Below are 24260 nucleotides of genomic sequence, written 5' to 3' on the forward strand. Positions count from 1 at the left end.
ACTTGCGATGTTCAAAACCTTTGGTCAGGAACCTGACTCGGAGCCGGCGCGGCGTCCGGGGAGCGGGGACCGGCCCATTCGGAGCGGACATGGGCGATGTGCCGGTGCATCAGGGCCTCGGCCGCCGCACCGTCGCGAGCCTCGATCAGATCGAGGAGTTCGTGGTGCTCGGCCGCAGAGGCCCGCAACTGCCCGGACTCCAGCAGCGGAGTCAGACCGAGCAGGCGGGTCCGGGTACGGAGATCAGAGACGATGGTGCTCAACACCGGATTGTGTGCGTGCTCCAGCAGGGACAGGTGGAACACCCGATCGGCTTCGATGTACCCGACCAGATCCTCCCGCTCGACCGCCTCGACGATCGCCTCGGCGAGCCTGCGCAGTGCGGGCAGGTCCTCGGCCGGGATCATCGGGGTGGTCTCGCCGACGACCGGCGGCTCGAGCAGTTGCCGTACTGCCGCGATCGCGTCCAGGTCCGCATCGCTGATCTCGGTGACACGGTAGCCCTTGTTGGGCAGGGCTTCGACCATGCCCTCCCGGACGAGATCGAGCATCGCCTCACGAACCGGCGTCGGGGAGACACCGAGCATGTTGCCGATCGCGGGGGCCGAGTGCACGTCTCCGGGACGCATTGCCCCGGAGACGATCGCGGCCCGTAGGGCGTTGCCGACGGAGTCGCGCAGGGACTCCCGCTTCTGGAGCCGCGCGAAGCCGGCAATCGTCCGGGAAACCATCCATCACACCTCACATATCCTGGTGTTTGAAGCGGCAACCGATGTGTGACATGGTACTGCCTAGTGATCTTCACGCCGTCATCCGACGCCATCGTCGTCGGCGCCGGAATCATCGGCGCCGCGTGTGCCTATGCCCTGAGCCGGGCCGGGATGTCCGTGACGGTGATCGAAGCGCGATCCGCAGCATCGGGTACCAGCGGCCAGGGCGAAGGCAACATCCTCCTCTCGGACAAGGAACCGGGGCCGGAGCTCAGCCTTGGGCTGTATTCCTCGGACCGCTGGGAGCGGATCACCGACGAACTGCGCGAACATCTGCCGCGCGGCTTCCCCTCGATCGAGTACGACCGCAAGGGCGGCCTGGTCGTGGCCACAACGGACGCAGGTGTCAAGCCACTGCTTGATCTCGCGCGAACCCAACGGCCTACCGGGGTCACCGCCGTCGAAGTTGATCACGCCGAGGCGTTACGCCTCGAACCACAGCTCAACCCGGTGATCACCGCCGCGGTCCACTACCCCCAGGACGCCCAGGTCCAGCCGGTGATTGCGACGGAGGCGTTCCTCGCCGCCGCCCGCCGACTCGGCGCCCGAACGATCTTCGGCGAAGAGGTGCTCGACGCGATCACCGCACCCGACCGCAGGATCACCGGTGTCCGAACCCTCCACAGCAGGTTTTCAGCCGGTGTGGTGATCATCGCCTGTGGTCCGTGGTCGGCCCAGGTTGCCGAGGACCTCGGCAGCTGGCTTCCGGTCCGACCGCGTCGCGGTGTCCTCCTGGTCACCACTCCCATGCCGCAGACGATCGTCCACAAGGTGTACGACGCGGACTACGTCGCCGCGGTCGGCTCGGACGATGAAGGTCTGCAGACCTCGAGTGTCATCGAATCCACCGCCGCCGGGACCGTGCTGATCGGATCATCCCGCCGGCAGAGCGGTTTCGACCAGTCTCTCGATCTTGCCGGCGCGCGGGAGATCGCGCGCAAGGCGATCACCATCTTTCCCTTCCTGGCCACGGCTTCGGTGATGCGCACCTACGGCGGCTTCCGACCGTTCATGCCTGATCATCTTCCGGTCATCGGGCCCGACCCCAGGATGCCCGGGCTGTGGCACGCGACCGGCCACGAAGGCGCCGGGATCGGCCTGTCGATCGGCACCGCTGATCTGATCACCAGCCTGATCACCGAGACACCCCCGCCGGTCGATCCCGCCCCGTACGCGCCGTCCCGTCTTGGGGAGCCGGCATCGGTGGGTGACCGATGACCGACGCACCCGATCCGACCGAACCCCGGCTCACCGTCGACGGGACGCCGCTGGTGGCCCGCCGGGGACAGACGATCGCCGGTGCCCTGCTGACCTCCGGACGCCGCAGCTGGCGGACCACGGCACGCGACCGACGCCCGCGCGGACTCTTCTGCGGCATCGGCGTCTGCTTCGACTGCCTGGTCACCGTCAACGGGATCCGCGACATCCGGGCCTGCCAACGCCCGGTCGTCGACGGTGACGTGATCGAGTTCCAGGACGAGACCCTGCCCCGTTCGGTGACGAGGTCGTGATGACCCGGACCGTGATCATCATCGGCGGCGGACCAGCCGGTCTTGCCGCAGCAGCCGCTGCCCTGGACCGCGGTGCGCGGGTGACGCTGCTGGAGGCGGCAGCGCGATTGGGCGGACAGTTCTGGAGACACCCGGCCGAACGCTCGGCGACCGACACCGGCCTGCAACATGGCTGGCAGACCTTCCTGGAACTGTCCGACCGAATCAGCAGCGACCCGTCTGCCACCGTGATCGCCGAAGCGCAGGTCTGGGCCATCGATCATGGTCAGCACGGACCGCAGGTGCAGGCAGCCGTCGGCCCCGCCGACGGGCCCGGACGTCAGATGATCACTGTCCGCGGTGACGCCCTGATCATCGCCACGGGCGCTCACGACCGCACCCTTCCTTTCCCTGGTTGGGATCTTCCGGGAGTCTTCACCGGCGGTGCCGCCCAGGCCATGGCCAAAGCAGAAGGCGTTGCCGTCGGCAAGCGCGTGGTCGTGGCCGGCGCCGGCCCGTTCCTGCTGCCGGTCGCGACCTCACTGACCGCGGCCGGGGCGAACGTGGTCGGGGTCTTCGAGTCCGCCACGTCCCGCGCCATCGCGTCCGGTTGGTTGCCCAGGTCGCCGTGGTTGGCACCGAAGGTGCCCGAACTGGCTGGCTACCTCGGACGGCTCGCCCGCGGGAGGATCCCCTACCGAACCGGGCGGGCCATTGTCCGGGCTCACGGCGACGAGACGGTGACGGGTGTGACCGTCAGCCGGATCGACGTGAACTGGCGTCCCGTCCCGGGCACCGCCGAATACCTGGAAGCCGATGCGGTCTGCGTCACTCATGGCTTCACTCCCCGGCTCGAACTGGCGATCGCCGCCGGCTGCGTCATCAGCCCGGCCCGGTTCGTCACGGTGGACGATGCCCAGCAGACCAGCGTCACCGATGTGTACGCCGCCGGCGAGACGACCGGGATCGGCGGCTCGGATGTGGCCCTGGCCGAGGGCCGAATCGCCGGCCATGTCGCCGCCGGCGGCGCGGTGACCGATCGCGTACTGGGTCCGGCGCGGCGCCGACGCGCCACGCTGCGCCACCTGTCCGCGGCCATCCGCGACGGACACCGGATCGGCAGCAGCTGGACATCCTGGCTGACCCAGGACACGGTCATCTGCCGCTGCGAAGAGGTGCGCTACGGCCGCCTGCGATCGATCCTCGAAGCCACGGGCACCGACGGGCTCCGTCCGGCGAAGCTGACCACCCGGATCGGCCTGGGACCGTGCCAGGGCCGCGTCTGCGGCCGTACGGTCGAGGAGTTGATGTCGGGCGCCGGTGACCTGGCACGGACCGATGGCGTGATCATCGACCGCCGCCCGATAGCCGTTCCGATCCGAGTCGCAGAACTCGCCACAGAACCAGAGAAGTTATCCGAAGCCGACTATCAGCAGGAAGAGGACAGATGAGCAACCCTGATCTCGGCGGCGTGGTCGTCGCGACCGCCCTCCCCTACCGGGAGGATCCGTCGGCCCTGGCCGGACTCGCCGTGGACCACGACCGGTATGCAGAGCATTGCGACTGGTTGATCAGCAACGGCTGTCACGGTGTCGGCCCGAATGGTTCGCTCGGCGAGTATTCGTCGTTGACCGACGACGAACGGCGTGCCGTGGTCAAGACCGCCGTCGACGCCGCGGTCGGACGCGGAATCGTGATCGCCGGCGTCCATGCACCGGGCTCCCACCTGGCCAAGCGATGGGCCGAGCTTGCGGCGGAGGACGGTGCGGACGCTGTGCTGTGCCTGCCGCCGACGATGTATCGGGCCAGCCCGTCCCAGGTGATCGACCACTACGCCGAGGTCGCCTCGGTCGGTCTGCCGGTGATGCTCTACAACAACCCGATCGATACCAAGGTGGACCTCAAGCCCGACGTGGTCGCCGAGATCGCTCGGATCGACAACGTCGTTGCGATCAAGGAATTCTCCGGGGACGTACGGCGTGCCTTCGAGATCACCGAGCGGTGCGACGTCGACGTCATCGCCGGCGCGGACGACCTGCTCTTCGAGTATCTGATCGACGGTGCTGTGGGCTGGTTCGCCGGCTTCCCGAACGCCTTCCCCGCCGAATCGGTCGAGCTCTACAACCTCGTCCGGACCGGGCGGATCGACGAGGCCCGCGAGCTGTACCGGCACCTGGTGGCGGTGTTCCGCTGGGACTCCCGTACCGAATTCGTCCAGGCGATCAAGCTCGGGATGGACATGGTCGGCAGGTACGGCGGACCGTGCCGCCCGCCGCGCGGGCCGCTCACCGCAGAGCACGAGGCCCAGATCCGCTCCGAGATGGAGCACGCGATCAAGGTCCTCGCCGAGCGCACCCCGACCGATCTGAAGCCGAACTGATCATGCGGTCGGCCAAGATCATCTCCTGTATCGACACCCACACCGAGGGCATGCCGACACGCGTCGTCACCGGTGGTGTCGGGACGATCCCAGGGGCGACTGCGAACGAGCGGCGGCTCTACTTCATCGAGCATCTCGATCACCTCCGGCACTTCCTGATGGACGAGCCGCGGGGACACGGCGCGATGAGCGGAGCGATCCTGCAGCCGTCGACGAGACCCGACGCCGATTGGGGCGTCGTCTACATCGAGGTGTCCGGCTGCCTGCCGATGTGCGGGCACGGCACCATCGGCGTGGCAACAGCGCTGGTCGAGGCCGGCATGGTCGAGGTCACCGAACCGACGACGACCATCCGACTGGACACCCCGGCGGGTCTGGTGATCGCCACCGTTGCCGTGTCGGACGGTCACGCCGACTCGGTCACGATCGAGAACGTACCGGCGTTCGCCGAACGGCTGGACAGCAAGATCGACGTACCGGGCTACGGAACCGTGCCGTACTCGCTGGCCTTCGGCGGCAACTACTACGCGATGGTCAACCTCGACGATGTCGGGCTGCCGTTCGACCGCGGCCGGCAGGCCGACATCCTTTCGGCAGGTTTGGCGATCATGGGCGCTATCAACCGGACCGACCCGCCACACCATCCCGAGATCGCCGGAGTCGATCACTGTCACCACGTCGAGTTCATCGCCCACGGTTCGGATGCCCGACACTCGCGGCACGCGATGGCGATCCATCCCGGGTGGTTCGACCGTTCACCCTGTGGCACCGGCACGTCGGCGAGGATGGCCGAGCTCTGGGCGCGCGGTGAGCTGCCGCTGCGCACCGATTTCGACAACGAGTCGTTCATCGGCGGCCACTTCATCGGGCGACTGGTCGCCGAGACCACGGTCGGCGAGCGTCGAGCAGTGGTACCGACGATCACCGGGCGGGCCTGGGTCAGTGCGCTGAGCCAGTTCCTGCTCGACCCGAGCGACCCGTTCCCAAAAGGCTTCATATTCTGAGCCGACCGGCGATGCGTACGCGCCGAGGGGAGCGATCACGTGCTCACCCTGCATCGGTTGCTGCTGTTGCACGAATTCCGGCTGCGCCGAACCGTGGCCGGAACGTCGGGTCTTCACCACAGCGCGCAAGATCTCGGTCAACACGCCTGGCCTGATCGCCTGCCGCCCGCGCCCTGCGGGGCCGCGTTCGCGGCATTGGACTGGATCGTTCGGTATTGTCGAACGATCACCGTGACTTTTCCTCGCTATCGGTGAGGATCGTCTGTCGCGATACTGAATCCGAGCGTCCGGAAAGACCGGTACGTGATCGCGGAAGGTAGTGGATGGGTTCACCGGCACAAGCCCCGAACGGCGTTGCGGTGGAGGAGGTACGCAGCCTCGTCGATCAATGGATCGCGGCGGCCGAGCAGTTCCCGCCGGATGCGGTCGCCCGCCGGTTGGCGGGTGTGCTGAGCGAGGACAACGGGCTGGAATTCACCGTGCGATTCGTCGATGAAGTCCTACGACCGCAGGATCATCGGGTCGCCGCACGCGGCCTGGCCAACCTCTCCCCGATCGCGCCGCGGTTCCTGCCGCCATGGATGCGGCTGGCGATCAGAGCCGGCGGAATCGTCGGCCGGATCCTGCCGCAGCTCGTCGTCCCGATCGCCCGCCGGACGATGCGCACCATGGTCGGCCATCTCATCCTCGACGCACGGCCGGCGCAGCTCGGCAGAGCGATCGCCAAGCTACGGGCTCGCGGTGACAAGCTCAACCTCAATCTGCTCGGCGAGGCCGTCCTCGGTGATCAGGAAGCCGACCGGCGTCTGGAGGGCACCCGCGCCCTCCTCACCCGGCCCGACGTCGACTACGTCTCGATCAAGGTGTCGAGCGTAGCCAGCCAGATCATCCTGTGGTCGTTCGAGGAGACCGTCGAGAAGATCGTCGCCCGGTTGACTCCGCTGTACGAGACGGCCGCAGCATCGGACCCGCCGACCTTCATCAACCTGGACATGGAGGAGTACCGCGATCTCGATCTGACGATCGAAGCCTTCCAGCGGCTGCTCGACCAGCCGTCCCTGATCAATTACTCCGCCGGGATCGTGCTGCAGGCCTACCTGCCCGACGCCCTGCCGGCGCTGGACCGGCTGACCGAATGGGCGATTGCGCGGCGGCGTCGCGGTGGAGCACCGATCAAGATCCGCGTGGTGAAGGGCGCCAACCTGGCGATGGAGCGGGTCGACTCGGCTGTCCACGGTTGGCCGTTGGCGACCTTCGGCAGCAAAGCCGAGACCGACGCCAACTATCTGCGCATGCTCTCCCGGGCGTTGGATCCTGTCCGGCTCGACGCCGTGCGCATCGGCATCGCCGGCCACAACCTGTTCGACATCGCCTACAGCTGGCTACTGGCCCAACAGCGCGGGGTCACCGACTCCATCGACTACGAGATGCTGCTCGGAATGGCCACGCCGCAGGCAGCGGCCGTACTGCACACGGTCGGTGATCTTCGGCTCTACACGCCGGTGGTGGACCCGCGCGAGTTCGACGTGGCGATCGCCTATCTGGTCCGCCGGTTGGAGGAGAACGCGTCGAGTGAGAACTTCATGTCGGCGGTGCACAACCTCGGCACGGACGAATCGCTGCGTGAGCGTGAATACCGCCGCTTCCTCGAGTCGCTCGACCTGCTCGACGCCGAGATCCCCGAACGGAACCGGACCCAGGACCGTAACCGCGAACGGCTCGCCGCCATCACCGAGGATCCCCACCACGCAGGCTTCGCCAACGTCCCCGACACCGATCCCTCGCTGCCGGCCAACCGCGACTGGGCAACGGCCACCCTCAGCAGGATCAAGGAATCGACGGCCGGCGAGGACGCCATCCGCGCAGCGAAGCTGACCGAGGAAACGCAACTGGAGGATCTGTTGCGCACGCTGACCGCCGGCGCCGCCCGCTGGGCTGCGCTGCCGGATATCGAGCGGTCCGCCGTGTTGCGCAGAACCGGACACCTGCTGGCCGCCCGGCGGGACGAGCTCATCGAAGTGATGGCTGCCGAGACCGGCAAGACGATCTCCGAATCCGATCCGGAGGTGAGCGAGGCCATCGACATGGCGCACTACTACGCCGAACTCGGCCTTCAGCTCGGCCGGGTCGCCGGCGCCCGGTTCGCGCCCGCCCGGGTCACCGCAGTCACGCCGCCGTGGAACTTCCCGGTCGCCATCCCATTCGGAACGACCGCGGCACCGCTGGCCACCGGATCGGCGGTCCTGCTCAAACCGGCGCCCGAAGCACGCAGATGCAGCGCGGTGTTCGCCCACGCGTTGTGGGACGCGGGCGTGCCCCGCGACGTCCTCGCTCTGGCCGACATCGAGGAAGGAACCCTTGGCCGAGAGTTGATCGCGCATCCCGCCGTCGACCGCGTGATCCTCACCGGCTCGTACGAGACCGCGGAGATGTTCCGCAGCTTCCGCCCCGATCTACCGCTGGTCGCGGAGACCAGCGGCAAGAACGCGATGATCATCACACCGAGCGCCGATCTTGATCTTGCCGTCTCCGATCTCGTCAACAGCGCCTTCGGCCACGCCGGCCAGAAGTGTTCCGCGGCAAGCCTGGCCATCCTGGTCGGCAGTCTGCGCTCCTCCCGGCGGTTCCGCAGCCAGCTGGTCGACGCCGTCACGTCGATGCGGGTCGGCTACCCCCAGGATGCTGCCAACCGGATGGGTCCGCTGATCGGTCCCGCGCGGGGCAAGCTGCTGCACGGTCTGACAAGGCTGGACCCGGGCGAGGAGTGGCTGATCACTCCTCGGCAGCTCGACGAGTCCGGCCGGCTGTGGTCGCCGGGGGTGCGGGCCGGGGTCCGGCCGGGCTCTCAGACCCATCGCACCGAATACTTCGGTCCGGTGCTGGGCATCATGTACGCCGCGGACCTCGACGAGGCGATCGAGTTGCAGAATGCGGTCGACTACGGGCTGACCGCCGGCCTGCACTCCCTCGATGTGTCCGAGGTGCAGACCTGGATGGAACGCGTCCAGGCGGGCAACCTCTACGTCAACCGCGGTACTACCGGGGCGATCATCCGCCGCCAGCCTTTCGGCGGCTGGAAGCGCTCCTCCGTTGGCACCGGTGCCAAGGCGGGCGGCCCGAACTACCTGGTCCGCCTCGGTCGCTGGGCAGCAGTGGAGGATGTCGATCACGAGTCGTCGGTTGATCATGCAGCGCGGACTGCCCATGGCGGAAATGCCGTCACACCGACGATGCGGTTGCAGGCGTACCTCACCGCAGCGCTCGAGGCGCTGAGTTCGGACCGGAACGCCGCCGCTTGGTTCCGACGCGCGGTCGACGATGACGCGCGGGTCTGGGCGGCCGAGTTCGGCGTCTCCCGGGACGTCTCCGAGCTCGGCGTCGAGCGCAACGTCTTCCGCTACCGCCCGGCCGAATGCGCCGTCCGGATCGCCGAGGGAGCGTCGTTGCGAGACGCGCTTCGTGTCATTGCGGCCGGACTGCTGAGCCGGGCGAGGTTCACCGTCTCCGCGGGTGCGCCCCTCCCGGACGCCGTCGTCGGGGCCCTCGCCGATCTCGGGATCGCCGTCCACGAACAGTCCGACGACGACTGGCAGCAGGAGCTGGCGGGCGTCACCGGCCGGGTGCGCCTCGTCGGCGCCGACGGGCGGGCTGCACTGGCTGCCGCCGGAGGGTCCCCGGAACTGGCGATCTGGGACGACCCGGTGACGGTGGCGGGACGACTGGAGCTCTTGCCCTTCCTGTTGGAACAGTCGGTCTCGGTGACCGCCCACCGATTCGGCGGATCGTCACCACTGTCGGACATCGGGATCTAGCTGGTTTCGGGTGCCGGCGACTCGACCTACCGATCAAGATCACCAAGATCATCCGTGGCTTGTCCGTCGCGCCGTGATCAGGGAGCGGTGCGGGTACCCTCCAGCATCCCGGCCGCGAGAACGTGGCCGGCCACCGCCGCAGGTAATTGATCAACTCTTCTCAGCCCGCCGAGCCGGATCCGCGAGTCCAGTGCGTACAGGTGGAACCGGTAGCGGTGCGCACCGTGGCCCGGGATCGGCCTCGGGCCGAAGTAGCGGGCCCTGCCCGGCCGGTGGTGCAGGAAGCTGAACCGGCGGCCGGGCACCAACTCGCCCTCGGCGAGCTCCCGGCGATCGGCGGCGAAGACCACGGCCGTGTGGATCGCCGGCTCGCGGGTCGGTGTATCCACATCCTCGATGATCAACAGCAGCGCTTCGGTGTTCTCCGGCAACCGACCCCAGGTCAGGTGCGGCGATGTGTCGGACCCGATCAGGAAGCCGCAGCACCGGTCCGGGATCACCTCACCGTTGCCGAAGGTGTCCGATCGCAGCTCGATCGCCTGGTCGGTGATGAGCTCCTGAGCCCTGGTCACGCTGAGCGCCTCATCGGGACGCCTGTTGCGCAGCCGCCGCCCCAGCGGGACGAAAGCGCGCTCCGCCAGCCTTTTGATCATCGATCACCCCTGGGACGCCGCAGCAGACTGGTCGTACCGACACTAGCCGTGATGATGCAGGCGATCGCAAGCCACTGGCCGGGTTTGAGGAACTCCCCGATCACCACCATGCCGGCCAATGCTGCGGCTGCCGGCTCGAGGCTCATCAGGACACCGAAGACGCCGCGGGGGATCCGCCGTAGCGCGTTGAGCTCGAGGCTGTACGGGATCACCGAGGACATCAGCGCGACGGTGAGCCCGATGATCAACAACTGCGGATCGAGCAGCCGCTGGCCGGCCTGCAGGATCGCTGGAACCGCGAGGCCGAGGGCGCCGACCACACTCGCCACGGCGAGTCCGGAGATTCCGGGCCAGCGCCGACCGGTCTCGGTGCTCAACAGGATGTACCCCGCCCAGCTCGTCGCCGCTGCCAACGCGAAGAGCACACCGGCAAGGTTCAGCCCGTGCGGCGCGAAACCGAGCAGAGCGACGCCGGCGCCGGCCAACACCACCAAGATCACGTCTGCCAGCCGCCGGGAGGCGACGATCGCAACGCCCAGCGGGCCGAGGAACTCGATCGTCACTGCCACGCCCAACGGAATCCGCGCCATCGCGTGGTAGATGCTGAAGTTCATGATCGCCAGACAGGCGCCGAACGCCAGCGCGACGACAAGATCGCCGCGGCTGCGACCGGACAAGCGCGGCCTGGCCACGGCCAGCAGAAGGATCGCGGTGCAGAGCAGCCGCAGCCAGACGAACGTGGTCGGCGACAGCGCGTGGAAGAAGCTCTTGGCGATGGCCGCACCGACCTGCAGCGAGATGATGCCGGCGATGACAAGTATCGGGGCCGGGATCCTGCGCACCAGTTCGCCCGCGGCACTCACCCGTTCAGCCTAACCGCGCCCGAATCCCGGGCGACGCTCCCACAGCGGCTGTGGCAGGGTGGCCTCATGCCGATGATCAATGCCCGCAACGGGGTGACAACGTTCGGTGACTCGGATCTGACCGTGATCAACGCCCTGATCCTCGACGGCCTGGCCGACGAACCGGTCGAGGGAGGAATCCGGATCGACAACGGACGAATCACCGAGATCGGACCCGAGGTGCGGGCCGGCGATCAGGTCGTCGACGCCCGCGGCGGGACGGTGCTGCCGGGCCTGATCGACGCCCACTGTCATGCGTTCGCCACGTATCTGACCGGTAGCGGCGGTATCCCGATGACCTACGTCGGACTGATGGGCGCCCGCCGACTGACCGCCGCACTGCGCCGGGGCTTCACCACCGTCCGGGATCCCGCCGGTGGCGATCCGGCCTTCGCCCGGGCCGGCATGGAAGGGCTCTTCGCGGGCCCGCGGTACCTCTACACCGGCGCCCCGTTGAGCCAGACCGGTGGGCACGGCGATCCTCGCCCGCCGGAGAGCAGCGCCTGCCTGCACGGCAGCGAGGTCGTCGACGGTGTCGATGATCTGCGCCGCGCGACCCGGGAACGATTCCGACAGGGTGCTCACGCGATCAAGATCATGACCTCGGGTGGCGTGATCTCACCGTCGGACCCGATCGCGATCCCGCAGTACTCCGCCGATGAGATCCGTACGGTGGTCGATGAGGCCACCCGGCGAGGCAGCTATGTCATCGCTCATTCCTATTCGGCGGAATCGGTACGGCATTCGGTGATCAACGGCGTACGGAGCATCGAACACGGCAATCTGATCGACGCCGAGACCGCAGCGCTGATGGCCGAACACGGCGCGTACCTGGTGCCGACCTTGATCGCGTACGACGCCATGTCGCGTCGGGCCGCCGCACTCGGGCTGCCGCCGGTGTCGGTGGAGAAGAACGACGAGGTCCTCGGCTCCGGCCAGGAGGCCGTCGCGCTGGCCCGCGATGCCGGAGTCCGGATCGGTTTCGGCTCGGACCTGATGGGCGAACTGGAGGACGAGCAACTCGGCGGCCTGCGCCTGCAGGCCGAGGTGCTCGGGGTCCTCGAGACGATCAAGTGCGCAACAGCGACCAATGCCGAGCTGATCCAGCGCGATGATCTTGGTCGAATCGCGCCGGGCGCGGTCGGCGACATGCTGATCCTCGACGGCGACGTCCTCGCCGATCCGGCGGCGTTGTGGGACGACAGCCGACCCCGTACGGTCATCCGCTCCGGCCAGGTCCTCGTCGCCCCCTGACTTTGGCGAGGGGTCAGATAATCCCGCATTCGCGCGGCGTGTCGTCGGGCCGGAATTCCGGCCCGTGACGACACGCCGCGTAGATGCGGGATTATCTGACCCCTCGCGGAATGGAAGGCCCCGCTGATGGCGACATCAGCGGGGCCTTCGTGCTCAGCGAGGAAGGTTCTTACGACGCCTGCTCGCCGCCGTCCTCATTGCCGGCACCGACGCCGACCGGGGTGTCTGGCACCTCGGCCTTGCGCGTGCCAGTGAAGGAGAACGGCAACTCCGAACCCTCCGGTGCGACATCGACGACCACGATCTCGCCGGGCTTCACCTCGTCGAAGAGGATCTTTTCGGCCAGGATGTCCTCGATGTCACGCTGCAGCGCCCGCCGCAACGGTCGGGCGCCGAGCACCGGATCGTAGCCACGCTTGGCGATCAAGGTCTTGGCCGCCGGCGTCAGCTCGATGTCCATGTCCTTGTCCCTCAGCCGCTCCTCGATCTCGGCAACCAACAGGTCGACGATCCGCTCGATATCGGCGATCGATTGCTGGTGGAAGACGATGATCTCGTCGACGCGGTTCAGGAACTCCGGGCGGAAGTGCTGCTTGAGCTCGTCGGAGACCTTGGCCTTCATCTTCTCGTAGCTGCCCGCCGCATCGCTGCTCTGGGAGAAGCCCAGGGAAACGCTCTTGGCGATGTCGCGGGTGCCGAGGTTGGTGGTCATCACGATCACCGTGTTCTTGAAGTCGACCACCCGGCCCTGGGCGTCGGTCAGCCGGCCCTCGTCCAGGATCTGCAGCAGCGAGTTGAAGATGTCGGGATGGGCCTTCTCGATCTCGTCGAACAGCACCACGGAGAACGGCTTCCGGCGCACCTTCTCGGTGAGCTGGCCACCCTCCTCGTAACCGACGTAGCCGGGCGGGGGAGCCGAAGAGCCGGGAGGCGGTGTGCTTCTCGGAGTACTCGCTCATGTCCAGCGTGATCATGGCGTCCTCGTCCCCGAACAGGAACTCGGTCAACACCTTGGTCAGGTACGTCTTGCCGACACCGGACGGGCCGGCGAAGATGAACGAACCGCTCGGCCGCTTGGGATCCTTCAGACCCGCACGGGTACGACGGATCGACCGGGACAGCGCCTTGACCGCATCTTCCTGGCCGATGTAGCGCTTGCCCAGCTCCTCCTCCATCTTGAGCAGCCGGCTGGACTCCTCCTCGGTCAGCTTGAAGACCGGGATGCCGGTGGTGGTGGACAGCACCTCGGCGATGATCTCCTCATCGACCTCCGCCACGGCGTCCAGGTCACCCTGCTTCCACTGCGCTTCACGCTCGGCACGGCGCGCCAGCAACTTCTTCTCGTCGTCGCGGAGTCCCGCGGCGCGTTCGAAGTCCTGGGCGTCGATCGCTGCTTCCTTCTCCAGCCGCACCGCTGCGATCTTCTCGTCGAACTCACGCAGGTCCGGCGGCGCCGTCATCCGGCGGATCCGCAACCGGGCACCTGCCTCATCGATCAGGTCGATGGCCTTGTCCGGCAGGAACCGGTCGGAGATGTACCGGTCGGCCATCCGCGCGGCGCCGACCAGCGCCTCGTCGGTGATGGTGATCCGGTGGTGGGCCTCGTACCGATCACGCAATCCACGCAGGATGTCGATGGTCAGCGCGATCGACGGCTCGGCCACCTGGATCGGCTGGAACCGGCGCTCCAGTGCGGCGTCCTTCTCGACGTACTTGCGGTATTCGTCGAGCGTCGTCGCACCGATGGTCTGCAGCTCGCCACGTGCCAGCATCGGCTTGAGGATGCTGGCCGCATCGATCGCACCCTCGGCGGCACCTGCGCCCACCAGGGTGTGGATCTCGTCGATGAACAGCACGACGTCACCGCGGGTCTTGATTTCCTTCAGCACCTTGCGGAGCCGTTCCTCGAAATCACCGCGATACCGCGAGCCGGCGACGAGCGCGCCCAGATCGAGGGTGTAGATCTGCTTGTCCCGCAATGTCTCCGGAACGTCGCCGCGAACGATCGACTGCGCCAGTCCTTCGACAACTGCGGTCTTTCCGACGCCCGGATCTCCGATGAGCACCGGATTGTTCTTGGTGCGCCGGGACAGAACGGTCATAACGCGTTCGATCTCGGTTTCGCGACCGATCACCGGATCGAGTTTGTTCTCCCGCGCGGCCTGGGTCAGATTGCGGCCGAACTGGTCGAGAACCATCGACGAGGACGGCGCATTGCCCTGTTCCGGGGCACCGGAGGTGGCCGCTTCCTTGCCGGAGAATCCGCTGAGCAACTGAAGAACAGTGCTGCGGACCCTATTCAGGTCGGCGCCCAACTTCACCAGGACTTGGGCGGCGACTCCCTCACCCTCACGAATCAAGCCGAGCAGAATGTGCTCGGTGCCGATGTAGGAATGATTGATCTGTAGTGCTTCCCGCAGGCTCAACTCGAGGACCTTCTTGGCGCGGGGGGTGAACGGGATATGCCCGCTCGGGCTCTCGTGGCCGTGGCCGATGATCTCCTCGACCTTTTCCCGCACCGCTTCGAGCGAAATACCCATGGACTCCAGCGCCTTGGCGGCGACTCCCTCACCCTCGTGGATGAGGCCGAGCAGGATGTGTTCGGTGCCGATGTAGTTGTGATTCAGCATCCGAGCTTCTTCTTGGGCCAGGACAACGACCCGGCGTGCCCGGTCGGTAAAACGCTCAAACATGTGCTAGCTCCTCGCTGTGATGCAACTTGACCCGGTTCCTACGGCGGCCGGCTTCCACTCATTCCTGGCAGCCAGGCCGAGGTGCCGGGTCACATCGCCTCAACTCTAGTCGCCGGAGCCGACCGACGGGCTGTTGCCATGGCAGGCCGGGTGTCATCAGAACGTCGGTCGGGCAATTCCGACCGGCCGGTCGGGCCAATGGCGATCAGTTCGGCGGCAACTGATCAACTTCTCGCGGTGGCCAACGACACGTACTGGGGAACCGATCGCGACTATCGCCGTGGGCTGAACTGCCTAATGGCAGGGAGTTTTCGGCCCGTAGGCCGGCTTGTCGCGGCCCATCACGAGATGACGCGGGCGTGCTCGGTGATCATCATTCCCGACCGTTCGGAGGTATTCGTCGCTGCCTCGGACGCGGGTCGCCGCCGGCTCGGCGTTCGCTCTCGGCGCAACACACCAATGTCGCCTGCTGTGGGGGCGGTGCGGCCGTGGCGTGATGACCGGTGGCGTACCGCGGAGCCGACAGTCTCCGGATACGGAGACGGCCGGTGCTCGGACAGACGGTTCCGCGATACAACCGAACCTGCCGGACGCGACAATCCAGGAAAAGCGATTGCGAACAAACCGGCGGGTGATGCGATCGGCTGTTTAGCATGAATTGGGATTGTCACGCCTTGAGTTTTCCTACCGCCTTTACGCAAAGTAGCGGAAAGAATCACCAAAGTGTGCGGCCACAGCAACGGTGGCCCGTTGCAGAAAGTGCGCGCCCAGGACACAGAAGGTGGCGCTGCCCTCGGACAACGCCACCTTCATCATCGACAGTACGGGAATTGTGCAGGACGCCTGCGAACTGCGATTCCCTTCACTGGCTAGCCGTGCGCTTTGGCGTAAGCCTCTCGGACCTCCGCCGGAACCCGGCCACGGGACGAAACCTGATAGCCGTTTTCCTGGGCCCAGGCGCGGATTTCCGCCGATCCAGGACCCGTTGTCTGACGCGCGGAACGACGGGCCCGACGTCCGCCGGTTTTGCGCGCCGCAGCTACCCACGGCGCCAAGACGTCGCGAAGTTTGGATGCGTTGTCGCTCGACAGGTCGATCTCATAATCGGATCCGTCCAGGCCGAAGGCAACGGTCTCGTCGGCTTCGCCCCCATCGAAATCATCTTCAAGAATGATCTGGACACGTTGTGCCATCTCTATCCCCTCTCCCCACACTGCAGTGCTGTATTTCCCCTGCGGAAGACTAGCGTATCCGTACACAAATGCGCACCTAAGGCATTTCACAATGGCGCTTAGTCACCGGCATCTCTGTGGCACGGTTTATCCACAACGTTGTATATCGGGCAGGATGAGTCTCGTGCGTCGGCCACGGCTCCAATCTCCGTTGCTCAGCGATTCCGCTTCCGGGCCGGAGCCACAACGCAGCTGGTACGACGCCTGGCGCGACTCCGCGCTGGGTGCGGGCGGTTTCTGGCACAGCGAGCGACCGGGCGATCACTTCCGGACCGCCGCGGGCGGGACCGGGTTACTGGCACAAATGCTGCTGGCACTCATCGCGGGGTCGGAGATCTCCACGGTGGTCGATCTGGGCGCTGGCGACGGTCGGTTGTTGGCCGAGATCGGCGCGCTGGCTCCGCGGCTGCGCCTGATCGGGCTGGACGTCCGGACCGCACCACCCGGCTTGCCTCCGGCCGCGGCCTGGCTGCGCGGGCAGTGGGATGCCGGGGCGTCGCTGTGGCACCCGCTGGAGGGCGTACGTCCACCGGGCCCGCTGCGGTCGGTTGTGCGGTCGGTCGTTCCGCGGGACGGGGCGCCGATGCTGATCGTCTGCGCTGAGTGGCTGGACGAACTGCCGGCGGTGGTCGCCGTGTCGCAGCGCGCAGGCTGGCGCCAGGTCCTGGTTGACGTGAACGGGGCCGAGTCGGTGGGCGGGCCGGTGCCTGCTGCCGACGCCGCCTGGCTGGACCGTTGGTGGACCGATGGTTCCCGCGCGGAGTCGGGGTTTACCCGGGACGCCGCCTGGTCGGCCGTGATCGACTGTCTTCGTCCGTCCGGTGGCGTGGCGGTGATGATCGACTACGGCCACCGGCGCGGAGGGCGGCTGGCCGCAGGTTCACTGACCGGTTACCGGCGGGGTCGGCAGGTGTTGCCGCGCCCGTCGGCGGAGACCAACCTCACTGCCCATGTCGCGGTCGACAGTCTGCAGGCCGCCGGTGAGGCATCCGGAGCGCGTACCGAGCTGATGATCTCGCAGCGAGAAGCAGTGGACCGGCTGCTGCCGGGCCCAGGGCGTACGGAACGGTCCGACACCCTGGCCCGGCTGCAAGAGGTGAGCGAACGCCGCTTGCTGGCCGACGCGCTCGGCGATCACTGGTGGTTGGTGCAGTCTGTCGTCAGTCGCACCGAACCGCGACACGCCTAGGGAAGAGCCCGCCGGAGGGTGAGGAACGAGGCCGCGACCAGCACAGCGATCGCAACAAGGATCCCGCCGGCCACGCTGAGCGGTGTCTGCTGGATGGCCCAATGGCCGAAGGCAGCCCAGTTGTGGGTGAACGTGATCGCCGCGGCGATGATCAGCAACACCAGAGCAACGCCGACTCCGGCGACCAGGGCTCCGTTGATCGACCACCGTTTGTAGAGGGTCGCCAACCAGAATCCGCTGATGAAGAGCAGGAACCCGATCGACCAGACCAGCGCGATGGTGCCGTACCAGGACTGACCCGTGACCCACGGAAGGCCGAAGACGTAGCCGTGCACGAACCAGCCGTCGGTGGCGTTCTCGATCAGGCCGAGCAGATAGAACAGCACCGCAAGCGCAAGGGTCAGCAAGCCGAAGGCGCCCGTCGTGCCGACGAAGTAGGCCCGCCGGGTGATGCTCAATCCCTGGGAGAACGGGAAGGCCAGGGTCAGCGACTGGACGCCGCCGAAAACGAAACACCACAAGCCTGCCTGCCCGGCGCCGGTGTAGAAAGGATCGCTGCCCGGGACCAGCAGCGCACCGATCAGGATCACGAACGCCAGTGCGGTCAGCAACACCATCAGCGGTACGCCGATGAACTGCCACTTGTTGAGCATCTGCATCCGTCCGACATTGATTGCCTGTCTCATCGGACGACCTCCATCCTGTCCGCCCGGTCCTCGCCTGCCTGACTCCCGACCTCCGGTGTCGTCCGCCGGATGACCAACTGCTGCAGCGAGACCGGGGCAACGTCGAGTCCGAGTTCGGTCGCCTCCCGTCGCTCCAGAGCCGACAGCGGCCCCTCGACAGTGACCGAGGCGAAGGATCCGATCGCCTCGCGGTGGATCACCTCGCGGCCACCGACGAAAGACTCCACCAGGGCCTTCGGACCGATCAGGGTGAATGCCGAACCCCGGACCTCATCCGCGTCGGCGTCCATCACGACCCGACCATGATCGAGAACGATCACGTGCTCGAGCAGATTGGAGACCTCGTCGATCAGGTGTGAGGAGAGCACGATCGTCCGCGGGAACTCGCTGTACTCGGCGAGCAGCCGGTCGTAGAAGATCTGCCGGGCCACCGCGTCGAGCCCGAGATACGGTTCGTCGAAGAACGTGATCTCCGCTCGCGACGCCAGGCCGATGATCACCCCTACGGCAGACGTCTGCCCGCGGGACAGCTTCTTGATCGTCCGATCCTGCGGCAGTTCGAAGTCACGGATCAGTTGATCACACAGTTGCTGGTCCCAGTTGTGGAAGAACATCGACGCCGCCCGGAAGGCGTGCCGGGCCCGGAAGCCGTCGGGATACCTCTGCGACTCGCGGATGAAGCACATCCGGCTGAGCACCGACGCGTTCTCGTAGGGATGTTTGCCGAAGACCCGGACCGTTCCCGAGGTCTCGAAATTCTGTGCGGTCAGGATCGACATCAGTGTCGTCTTGCCGGCGCCGTTGCGGCCGAGCAGGCCGTACAGCGTGTTCTGGCGCAAAGTCAGCGAGACGTCGTCCAGCGCGGACGTGTCCCGGTAGCGCTTCACCAGGTTGCTGACTTCGACGACCGGTGTCGTCATGATTCCACCCTTCCGCCCGGTCGACCGGCGATGGCGCCGTCGCCCCGGGTGATCAATGCGGTCACCTCGCCCGGCGAGATGCCGAGTTTTCGGGCCTCGGCCAGCATCGGCTCGAGGTAGTTCTCGACGAAGCGCGCCTTGCGCTTCGCCAAGAGGGCGTCCCGCGCCGTGGCGGCAACGAACATCCCGATTCCTCGCTTCTTGTAGAGAATTCCGTCATCGACCAGCCGGTTGATGCCCTTTGCCGCGGTCGCCGGATTGATCCGGTGATGAGCCGCGAACTCGTTCGTCGACGGGACCTGTTCGTCGGCAGCCAGATGGCCCTCGACGATGTCGTTCTCGATCATCTCTGCGATCTGCAGGAAGATCGGACGGTCGCCCTCGATCACTCATCACCGCCTAGCTCTCGCAGCGCCGCCGGGCACGGCCTCGCTGGTTCGTTAGTTGTGTAACTAACCATAGAACCGGGCCGGGTCATCCGCAAGTTGATATCGGATCATCGGACTCGACACGGCAGGATGGGACAGTGCCGGACCGTAACCAGCCGCCTGTCGACCAGCCGACCCGGGTATTGATCGGGTCGCCGGCAGCAGGGATCGTGCCGGATCCACCGCCGCCCGGAGTGATCCTGTTGGATCTCGGCGCGGACCACCCCACCCGTGCCGGACTGCTCGAGCTGCGGATCTGGCCGGACGGCACTCGCGTCGGCCGGGCCGAAGTCGTTGTCGGCGCCATGCACCGGGGCGCGGAGAAGTTGTACGAGGTCCGCGATTACCGGCAGATCCTGATGCTGGCAGACCGGCACGACTGGCAGGCTCCCGCCGCCGCGGAGACGGTGATCGCCCTGGCCTGTGAGCGCCTGCTCGGGCTGGAGATTCCGGTCCGCGCCCAGTGGTTGCGTACGGTGTTGGCCGAGCACGCCCGGATCACCAGCCATCTCGGTTTCCTCGGATATCTCTGGACACGCAATGGTCTGCAGTCACCGGTTCCGGCGTTGCGGGAGCGGTTGCGCCGGCAACTCCAGGTGCTGACCGGCAACCGGGTCCATCCGATGATCAACCGACTGGGCGGACTCGCGGCCGATGCCGATGATCAGTGGCTCGCGGCCGAAGATCAACTAGCCCGTGACGCTCTGCCGGTCGCGGACCGGGCCGTGGAGTTGATCACTGAGCTGGGTCCGGAGGCAGACCGGATCCCCAGGCTCGACGCGCAGCTGATCAAGGTGTACGGGGTGAGCGGCCCGGCCGCCCGGGCAGCCGGAATCGATCTTGATCTGCGGGTACACCAGCCCTACCTCGGCTATCCGGAGCTGCGGCGGGAGTTGCGGGTCGACGCCTCGGAAGCCGTGCCTCTGAACGGTTCGGTCCGGGCCCGGTTGTGGATGTTGGCGGCAGAGATCGGCAGCAGCGTCCGGGTGATCGGCCGCTGTGTCGAACGGCTCAGTGAGCTTCCCGGACCGGTGAGCGTACGACTGGGCAAGATCGTCAAGCTTCCCGAGGGCGAGATCTACGCAGCGAGCGAGGCACCGCTGGGAACGGCGGGCTGCTACCTCGTCTCGCGCGGGGAGAAGACCCCTTGGCGGCTGAAGCTACGCACACCGAGTTTCAACAATGTCGCCGCGCTCGAAGCCCTGCTGCCCGGCTGCCCGATCGATGATCTTGAACTGCTGATGGCGTCCTGCGGCTACGTCGTCGGAGACATCGACAAGTGAGTACGCCCGGGATCGGGCCCGATGTTCAGGCCTGCTTGCGATCCAGATCGACCTCGTAGTTGGGCAGGGGCGACTCGACCGGCCGCATGTCGACCACGGTCGGATGGTCGGCGTCGGACCAGAGTTCCTCCGCCGCCACCTCGTTCTGTTCGCCGCGCAGATGCCGCGGCAGCTGCTGCACGTCGCCGACCGGCGCGTCGATCGCCTCGAGATCAAGGTCGGCTCGCAGCAGCTGGATCTCGGTGTCCCGGGACCGTACGGTCTCCCGCAGCCCGGCAATGGTGACATCGCGGGACTTGACCTCGCTGCGCAGCCGGGCGTTGTCGCCGGTGAGTTCGGTGACCGTGGTGTTGAGCTGACCGATCCGGATCTGCTGCTTGGACGCGCGATCGGTGGCCGCCTGGACGCGATCAGTGAGGACCTGGACCACCTCGGCGTTCCGGGTGCGCTCGGCACTGAGCGCCGAGCCGTGATCCTTGGTCAGCGCCAACAGCCTGGCCGCATGCTCACGGCGTACCTGACGAAGATGCTTGAAGGCCAGGACGACGGCAACCGCACCGGTTGCGATGGCCAGGCCGATACCGGCCCGTACGGCCCAGACCGGCCCGACGGCGGCGGCAGCACACAGCACAGCGCCGGCGATCAGAACGATCCGGCTTGCTCGCACCAACCGGGGCATCGGGGCATGCCGTCGCGCGGCAGGGGAAGCAGAACTCACGGGGGAGAATCTAGTCGGCCGGGACCGGACGTTCGGCGACCGGCACGCGGGTCAGCCGCGATCCTTGTCCTGATTCGTTTTCGGGTCGTCCGGTGGCACCAGACAGGCGCGTTCGACGCGCAGCGAGGCAAGCATGATCGCGATGCCGCCGATGATCGCCACGGCCGAACGGATCACCCGCTCGCGTGGTGCATCGGTCTGTACGTCGGCGACGAACCGGATGGCGAACCCGAAGTAGCCGCCGGCCATCAGCGCGCCGACCACTGCCCCGGCCTTGCCCAGCGCCAGCCAAGCGACCGCCTGCCGGTCCGGGATCCGCAGCCGATTGACCTGCAGGCGCAGATGCAGCACGTAGGCGATGCAGACCAGGACGGCGGCAGCCGCCAGCAGAGTGATCGGTCCCGACCAGGCGACGCGGACCGGTACACCGTCGCGTCCTGTCACCGCGGCGACGGTCCATCCGACCAGCGCCCCGATCAGCCCGACGACGATCAGGACGGTCGGTCGGGTGCGCCGCAGATTGCCCTGCGGTTCCTGATCACCGCCGTCGGGGCCGTCACCGCCGGGCTCGTCCGGTCCGCCGGTCGGGTCGTGCAACTCCGGAAGGTCGCGCAGGGTCAGTCACCCTCGATGATCAGATCGTCGCGCTTGGTGACTCCCTCACCGCCGACCGTATCCAGCAGCGGTGCGATCGCGCCGTGTCCGGGCAGCTCGGCCGACGGATCGATCTCGGCCCAGGGAACCAGGACGAAACCGCGCTCGTGGGCGCGTGGATGGGGCAGGGTGAGGTCGGCCTGGGTGGTCTCGGTGTTGCCGACCATCACCAGGTCGACGTCCAGGGTCCGGGAGGCGTGCGGCTCGGGACGTTCGCGGCCGAAGGCGTCCTCGATCGCCTGGGCGCGCTCCAGCAGCGTCCGCGGCTCCAGGGTGCTCTCGCCGACGATGACGATGTTGAGGAACTGGGGACTGCCGTCGGCCATGGCGACCGGGTCGGTCTCGTACACCGAGGAGACGTCCACGACGATCACGTCCGGGGTGTCGCGGATCGCGTCCACCGCACCCTGGAGGTTGGCCAGCCGATCACCGAGGTTGGATCCCACGGAGAAGACCACCTTCCGCAGGGGTTTCATTCCGCTGAGTGTGTCGGCATCAATCGCGTGAGGATTCGGGCTAGTCACGGGTTCGGCTCCTTGTCAGCGTCACGGCCACATCGGCCACATCGGCGTTGATCGGCGCCTCGGGTTTGTGCACGGTGACCTCCACCGTGTGCACCCGCGGTGACGCCAGGCAGCTATCAGCTATTCGTCCGGCCAGTGCTTCGATCAGGTTCAACGGATCGGATTCGATGTCGGCGACCACTGCCGCGCTGAGCGCGCCGTAATCCAGCGTGTCGCCGAGGTCATCGCTGCCGGCAGCCGCGGAAAGATCGAGCCAACAGACCACGTCGACGACGAATCGCTGACCCTGCTCGCGCTCGAAATCGAAGACACCGTGATGACCGAAACCGGAGATGCCACGCAGACTGATCCGGTCCCGGACTGTGCCGGCTGCGGCCGTGTCCGATCCGGCGGAGTCCTCCGCAGGCTTCGTTGCTACGTTGGGATTACCTGCCACGTCACCTCCTCCGCTCGCGGTGTCAGCCTAGTCAGTCGGTCCCAACAGGCACCCGGGGAGTCTTGCACAGCCCGGCGACGGCTTCGAACCCGTGCCGCGATGCGGGCGTGGCTCGCGCGGTGGATCTGGCGGCTAGGAGCTGTTCGATTCGGGCGAGCGACGGAGCCGTTCGACGACAGCTACAGCGTCCCGGCTGGGTCGTACGGTGTGCACCCGGACCGCCCAGAAGTCGTGCAGCGCCGCCCAGCCGGTGAGCACCGCGGTGGCGTCGTCGCGGCCAAGCGGCGGACGAGGGCTGCCGTCGGGATCGGCGAGCAGGGTTCCGAGGAAGCGCTTCCGGGAGGCGGCGAAGAGCAACGGCCGGCCGAGTTCGTGCAGCACGTCGAGGTGTTGCAGCAGCTCCCAGTTGTGGTCGCCGGTCTTGGCGAAACCGAATCCGGGATCCAGCACCAACCGGTCGGAGCGGATGCCGGCAGCCAGGGCCCGGTCGGCGAGCCTGGCCAGTTCCTCGCGTACCTCGCTGACCACGTTGCGGTAGTTGGCCTTGGACTGCATGTCGACCGAGTGCCCGCGCCAGTGCATCTGGACGTAGGCACACCCGAGCTCGGCCGCGACCGGGATCATTGCCGGATCGGCCTGGCCGCCCGAGACGTCGTTGATCAGCCGAGCCCCGGCCTGGTACGCCTGCTGCGCGGTGCGTGCCCGCATGGTGTCCACGCTGATCGCGGTCCGGCCCTCGCGGATCGCCGGTTCATCGGCCAGGTCGCGGATGACCGGGATCGTTCGGCGGAGTTCCTCCTCCGGATCGACCCGGGACGCGCCCGGGCGGGTCGACTCCCCGCCGATGTCGAGGATGTCAGCACCCTCGGCGATCAGTTCCTGTCCGTGGCGTACAGCTGCGTCGTGGTCGAAGAACGAGCCGCCGTCGGAGAACGAATCGGGCGTCACGTTGATCACGCCCATCACCAGCGTTCGTCCGGGTGCCGGCAGCCCGGCAACCACCGGCAGTTCAGTCACGCCGTCACCCTAGTGCCCCGTCGCCCGCTCTGCCCGCGGGTGTTTGCGCGCCGACCCGGCGTCCCATGGCGCGGCATGCCCGGCCGCGCGTGCCCTGGCCGGGCATGGTCGAGCCGGCTCTGGCTCGTTGCCGCACCAGTTACTCGATCCCGCGACCTCTACTCGGCCCCGCACCCGCTGCCGTCCCCCACTGGCCTGTTGCCGCACCGGTTCCT

The 24260-nt window shown here is 67.2% G+C and carries 21 protein-coding genes and 1 pseudogene; 9 read left to right on the plus strand and 13 right to left on the minus strand.

All coding sequences use genetic code 11. The features are described from left to right. Positions 1-11: 11 nt before the first annotated feature. The gene (locus GJV80_RS14630) at positions 12-731 is read right to left on the minus strand and encodes a GntR family transcriptional regulator (protein WP_154688524.1); all 720 of its coding nucleotides are present in this window, start codon (positions 729-731) and stop codon (positions 12-14) included. Between the two features lie 63 nt (positions 732-794). Here GJV80_RS14630 and GJV80_RS14635 point away from each other — a divergent pair, with 63 nt between their 5' ends. From GJV80_RS14635 to GJV80_RS14660, 6 genes are all read left to right on the plus strand, one after another. Further along, complete coding sequence (locus tag GJV80_RS14635) at positions 795-1988, plus strand: FAD-binding oxidoreductase (protein WP_230207713.1); 1194 nt, start codon at positions 795-797, stop codon at positions 1986-1988. After that, the gene (locus GJV80_RS14640; RefSeq protein ID WP_154688525.1) at positions 1985-2281 is read left to right on the plus strand and encodes a (2Fe-2S)-binding protein; all 297 of its coding nucleotides are present in this window, start codon (positions 1985-1987) and stop codon (positions 2279-2281) included. The genes GJV80_RS14635 and GJV80_RS14640 overlap by 4 nt, the downstream gene beginning before the upstream one ends. Then, the gene (locus GJV80_RS14645; RefSeq protein ID WP_154688526.1) at positions 2281-3711 is read left to right on the plus strand and encodes an FAD/NAD(P)-binding oxidoreductase; all 1431 of its coding nucleotides are present in this window, start codon (positions 2281-2283) and stop codon (positions 3709-3711) included. Before GJV80_RS14640 ends, GJV80_RS14645 begins: the two co-directional genes overlap by 1 nt. Continuing rightward, positions 3708-4640 (plus strand): dihydrodipicolinate synthase family protein, encoded by a 933-nt coding sequence (locus GJV80_RS14650; protein WP_154688527.1) that lies wholly within the window; start codon positions 3708-3710, stop codon positions 4638-4640. Before GJV80_RS14645 ends, GJV80_RS14650 begins: the two co-directional genes overlap by 4 nt. Before the next feature lie 2 nt (positions 4641-4642). After that, entirely contained in the window at positions 4643-5644 is a 1002-nt protein-coding gene (locus GJV80_RS14655) for a proline racemase family protein (RefSeq protein ID WP_154688528.1), read from the plus strand. Positions 5645-5967: 323 nt separating this feature from the next. Further along, positions 5968-9456, plus strand: a complete 3489-nt coding sequence (locus GJV80_RS14660) for a bifunctional proline dehydrogenase/L-glutamate gamma-semialdehyde dehydrogenase (RefSeq protein ID WP_154688529.1) — start codon at positions 5968-5970, stop codon at positions 9454-9456. A 77-nt stretch (positions 9457-9533) separates the two neighbouring features. On the opposite strand, the gene GJV80_RS14665 is transcribed toward GJV80_RS14660, so the two are convergent. Together GJV80_RS14665 and GJV80_RS14670 are read right to left on the minus strand one after the other, a co-directional pair. Beyond that, positions 9534-10109: a YbhB/YbcL family Raf kinase inhibitor-like protein gene (locus tag GJV80_RS14665; RefSeq protein ID WP_154688530.1), complete on the minus strand. Its 576-nt coding sequence runs from the start codon at positions 10107-10109 to the stop codon at positions 9534-9536. Continuing rightward, positions 10106-10972, minus strand: a complete 867-nt coding sequence (locus tag GJV80_RS14670) for a DMT family transporter (RefSeq protein ID WP_154688531.1) — start codon at positions 10970-10972, stop codon at positions 10106-10108. The genes GJV80_RS14665 and GJV80_RS14670 overlap by 4 nt, the downstream gene beginning before the upstream one ends. Before the next feature lie 66 nt (positions 10973-11038). Here GJV80_RS14670 and GJV80_RS14675 point away from each other — a divergent pair, with 66 nt between their 5' ends. Then, positions 11039-12265, plus strand: a complete 1227-nt coding sequence (locus GJV80_RS14675; protein ID WP_230207714.1) for an amidohydrolase family protein — start codon at positions 11039-11041, stop codon at positions 12263-12265. Between the two features lie 169 nt (positions 12266-12434). On the opposite strand, the pseudogene GJV80_RS14680 reads toward GJV80_RS14675, so the two are convergent. Together GJV80_RS14680 and GJV80_RS14685 are read right to left on the minus strand one after the other, a co-directional pair. Further along, positions 12435-14958 (minus strand): annotated as a pseudogene (locus GJV80_RS14680) (ATP-dependent Clp protease ATP-binding subunit). An 869-nt stretch (positions 14959-15827) separates the two neighbouring features. Next, positions 15828-16151, minus strand: coding sequence for an Lsr2 family protein (locus GJV80_RS14685; RefSeq protein ID WP_154688532.1), 324 nt, complete (start codon positions 16149-16151; stop codon positions 15828-15830). 154 nt (positions 16152-16305) lie between these two features. On the opposite strand from GJV80_RS14685, the gene GJV80_RS14690 reads away from it, so the two are divergent. Further along, entirely contained in the window at positions 16306-17379 is a 1074-nt protein-coding gene (locus GJV80_RS14690) for an SAM-dependent methyltransferase (RefSeq protein ID WP_195908935.1), read from the plus strand. Here GJV80_RS14690 and GJV80_RS14695 read toward each other — a convergent pair. From GJV80_RS14695 to GJV80_RS14705, 3 genes are read right to left on the minus strand one after another with little or no spacing between them, the layout of a single operon-like run. Beyond that, the gene (locus GJV80_RS14695) at positions 17376-18065 is read right to left on the minus strand and encodes a hypothetical protein (protein WP_154688534.1); all 690 of its coding nucleotides are present in this window, start codon (positions 18063-18065) and stop codon (positions 17376-17378) included. The two genes, GJV80_RS14690 and GJV80_RS14695, sit on opposite strands and share 4 nt — an antisense overlap. Continuing rightward, positions 18062-18985, minus strand: a complete 924-nt coding sequence (locus tag GJV80_RS14700) for an ABC transporter ATP-binding protein (RefSeq protein WP_154688535.1) — start codon at positions 18983-18985, stop codon at positions 18062-18064. Before GJV80_RS14700 ends, GJV80_RS14695 begins: the two co-directional genes overlap by 4 nt. Beyond that, on the minus strand, positions 18982-19374 hold the full coding sequence (locus GJV80_RS14705) for a GntR family transcriptional regulator (protein ID WP_230207715.1): 393 nt from the start codon (positions 19372-19374) through the stop codon (positions 18982-18984). The genes GJV80_RS14700 and GJV80_RS14705 overlap by 4 nt, the downstream gene beginning before the upstream one ends. Before the next feature lie 137 nt (positions 19375-19511). Between GJV80_RS14705 and GJV80_RS14710 the strand changes: the two genes are divergently transcribed. Next, positions 19512-20696 carry an NADH-quinone oxidoreductase subunit D gene (locus tag GJV80_RS14710; RefSeq protein WP_154688536.1) on the plus strand — a complete coding sequence of 395 codons (1185 nt, stop codon included), beginning with the start codon at positions 19512-19514 and terminating at the stop codon, positions 20694-20696. A gap of 25 nt (positions 20697-20721) precedes the next feature. On the opposite strand, the gene GJV80_RS14715 is transcribed toward GJV80_RS14710, so the two are convergent. The 5 genes from GJV80_RS14715 to folP all read right to left on the minus strand — a co-directional run bounded on the left by GJV80_RS14715 (position 20722) and on the right by folP (position 24045). Continuing rightward, entirely contained in the window at positions 20722-21414 is a 693-nt protein-coding gene (locus GJV80_RS14715; RefSeq protein WP_154688537.1) for a hypothetical protein, read from the minus strand. Between the two features lie 51 nt (positions 21415-21465). Further along, on the minus strand, positions 21466-22011 hold the full coding sequence (locus GJV80_RS14720) for a DUF3180 domain-containing protein (RefSeq protein WP_195908936.1): 546 nt from the start codon (positions 22009-22011) through the stop codon (positions 21466-21468). 20 nt (positions 22012-22031) lie between these two features. Then, the gene (gene folK / locus GJV80_RS23295) at positions 22032-22544 is read right to left on the minus strand and encodes a 2-amino-4-hydroxy-6-hydroxymethyldihydropteridine diphosphokinase (RefSeq protein ID WP_195908937.1); all 513 of its coding nucleotides are present in this window, start codon (positions 22542-22544) and stop codon (positions 22032-22034) included. A 40-nt stretch (positions 22545-22584) separates the two neighbouring features. Further along, a complete protein-coding gene (gene folB / locus GJV80_RS23300; protein WP_195908938.1) occupies positions 22585-23028 on the minus strand; it encodes a dihydroneopterin aldolase in 444 nt (147 codons plus the stop codon). A gap of 132 nt (positions 23029-23160) precedes the next feature. Next, complete coding sequence (gene folP / locus GJV80_RS14730; protein ID WP_370518756.1) at positions 23161-24045, minus strand: dihydropteroate synthase; 885 nt, start codon at positions 24043-24045, stop codon at positions 23161-23163. Positions 24046-24260 lie beyond the last annotated feature (215 nt).

The organism is Microlunatus sp. Gsoil 973, assembly GCF_009707365.1.
GTDB lineage: Bacteria > Actinomycetota > Actinomycetes > Propionibacteriales > Propionibacteriaceae > Microlunatus.

Bases quoted from the DNA above. Each gene is read 5' to 3' on its own strand.
- GJV80_RS14695 (WP_154688534.1), bottom strand. From the start codon at position 18,065: ATGAGACAGGCAATCAATGTCGGACGGATGCAGATGCTCAACAAGTGG.
- GJV80_RS14660 (WP_154688529.1), top strand. From the start codon at position 5,968: ATGGGTTCACCGGCACAAGCCCCGAACGGCGTTGCGGTGGAGGAGGTA.
- GJV80_RS14700 (WP_154688535.1), bottom strand. From the start codon at position 18,985: ATGACGACACCGGTCGTCGAAGTCAGCAACCTGGTGAAGCGCTACCGG.
- folK (WP_195908937.1), bottom strand. From the start codon at position 22,544: ATGAAACCCCTGCGGAAGGTGGTCTTCTCCGTGGGATCCAACCTCGGT.
- GJV80_RS14675 (WP_230207714.1), top strand. From the start codon at position 11,039: ATGCCGATGATCAATGCCCGCAACGGGGTGACAACGTTCGGTGACTCG.
- GJV80_RS14630 (WP_154688524.1), bottom strand. From the start codon at position 731: ATGGTTTCCCGGACGATTGCCGGCTTCGCGCGGCTCCAGAAGCGGGAG.
- GJV80_RS14645 (WP_154688526.1), top strand. From the start codon at position 2,281: ATGACCCGGACCGTGATCATCATCGGCGGCGGACCAGCCGGTCTTGCC.
- GJV80_RS14685 (WP_154688532.1), bottom strand. From the start codon at position 16,151: ATGGCACAACGTGTCCAGATCATTCTTGAAGATGATTTCGATGGGGGC.
- GJV80_RS14655 (WP_154688528.1), top strand. From the start codon at position 4,643: ATGCGGTCGGCCAAGATCATCTCCTGTATCGACACCCACACCGAGGGC.
- GJV80_RS14650 (WP_154688527.1), top strand. From the start codon at position 3,708: ATGAGCAACCCTGATCTCGGCGGCGTGGTCGTCGCGACCGCCCTCCCC.
- GJV80_RS14640 (WP_154688525.1), top strand. From the start codon at position 1,985: ATGACCGACGCACCCGATCCGACCGAACCCCGGCTCACCGTCGACGGG.
- GJV80_RS14690 (WP_195908935.1), top strand. From the start codon at position 16,306: ATGAGTCTCGTGCGTCGGCCACGGCTCCAATCTCCGTTGCTCAGCGAT.
- GJV80_RS14665 (WP_154688530.1), bottom strand. From the start codon at position 10,109: ATGATCAAAAGGCTGGCGGAGCGCGCTTTCGTCCCGCTGGGGCGGCGG.